Source organism: Variovorax sp. P4_D9 (genome assembly GCF_056401695.1).
In genome coordinates, this window is record NZ_JBFUIU010001545.1 from 1 (window position 1) to 1,076 (window position 1,076).

The following is a 1,076-nucleotide window of genomic DNA, read 5'->3' on the forward strand; positions in this document are numbered from 1 at the left end:
CAGCAGCAAGTCAGCGTGGCTGTGCATGACTTCCTCGTCGAAACGGTCGAAATCCGGAAGCGCGTTGCGCACGATGATCACGCGGCGGATGATGTCGTTGAGCAGGCGGCAGACCAACGCCAGCAAGGGGCTGCTGCAGGCGTCGGCCAGACGGTCGTGAAAAAGAAGGTCCGTCTCACGCCGCTCGTTCCAGTCTTCGCTGCCGCCGTGCGCCGGGTGACTGGGACCGATCAATGCCTCCAAGTCGGCGAGATCGACCTCGGTCAGGCGCGTGGCCACGTTGGCGGCCAGTTCGGGTTCGACCACGCGCCGCAGCGCGTACAGCATCGCGATGTCGACGGGTTGGAAGTACAGGAAGTTGGACACTGCCTCCAGGCACTGGCCGTACGAGGTCTGCGTCAGTGTGGCGCCCCCGTTGGGGCCGGTGCTGTTGGCCACCAGCCCCTGCACCTGCAACGCCGCCAGCGCTTCGCGCACCGTGCCACGCGACACGCCCATCTGGTCGATCAGCTCTTTTTCCTGGGGCAGCTTGTTGCCCACCTGCTGGTTCGTCTGGACGATCCAACGCTTGATGCTCTCAACCACCTGGTCGGAGCGCTTGACGCGCTTGCTGCGCGGGAGCTGGGGCTTGGGCTTGGGAGCATTGGACATGGCGTAAAGCGAATTAATGATCATAAATATCATCAATTCGCGAACTGGTGTCAAATGGGTAATCCCTAGCCACGTGCACCGTCCAGCCGCGAGTTCAACGCCCATTGGTACGCCGTCCAACAAACCGACGGTTACGGACAAACCGGGAATCCAAGGATTGCAGTGGACGCAAGTGGGCTCTAGGAGCGTGTCGGGCTTTCCCGCCTACCCCGAGTGGGCGGCGGCTTGGACAATCGCGCCAGTTTAAATAGACCTCCACTGCATGAGCCGCTTCATTGCCGTAGATCGAGACACCGCCTACTTGCTGCCGCCGTCGGTTGATGAATGGCTACCGCAGGATCACCTGGCCCGCTTTGTCGTGGAGGTGATCGACCAGTTGGACCTGAGTGAGCTGGTGCGGCAATACGCGGGACGCGGCAGCAATG

1 protein-coding gene and 1 pseudogene are annotated in these 1,076 nt (G+C 61.9%); one reads left to right on the forward strand and one right to left on the reverse strand.

Annotated features, from left to right (window positions below):
- Positions 1 to 756 (reverse strand): FadR/GntR family transcriptional regulator (locus tag AC1DY5_RS56755; RefSeq protein WP_478122891.1); only part of this gene is annotated, 756 nt, incomplete at its 3' end.
- A 157-nt stretch (positions 757 to 913) separates the two neighbouring features.
- Between AC1DY5_RS56755 and AC1DY5_RS56760 the strand changes: the two are divergent.
- A pseudogene (locus AC1DY5_RS56760) lies at positions 914 to 1,076 on the forward strand (IS5/IS1182 family transposase); the annotation flags it as partial.